This window comes from Bacteroides sp. OM05-12 (assembly GCF_003438995.1).
Taxonomy (GTDB): Bacteria; Bacteroidota; Bacteroidia; order Bacteroidales; family Bacteroidaceae; genus Bacteroides.
In genome coordinates this window covers 684-903 of sequence record NZ_QSUN01000058.1, presented here as the reverse complement: position 1 = coordinate 903, position 220 = coordinate 684, and the positions used below count along the sequence as shown (strand labels likewise).

1 protein-coding gene is annotated in these 220 nt (G+C 40.9%); it reads left to right on the top strand.

The annotated features are described in order from the left end of the window. On the top strand, nucleotides 1–220 hold a 220-nt coding region (locus DXB63_RS18160), incomplete at both ends, for an IS66 family insertion sequence element accessory protein TnpB (protein WP_199604246.1).

Here is a 220-nt window from a genome sequence, read left to right as displayed (position 1 = left end):
CAGCAACTCAATCAGGAGCCTGAAGATGGTGATGTGTTCATTGTCATGTCAAAGGATTTCCGGAAAATACGCATGTTCAGTTATGACCGGCGGTCTTATAGCTTGTATGAAAAGAAATTCACATCGAATTATCGGTTCATGAAAGTCGTTCATGAAGGTGACCGGACGTTCTATTCCATAAGTTGGAAAGATGTAGTCTTGTTACTTGAGAGCCCTATTA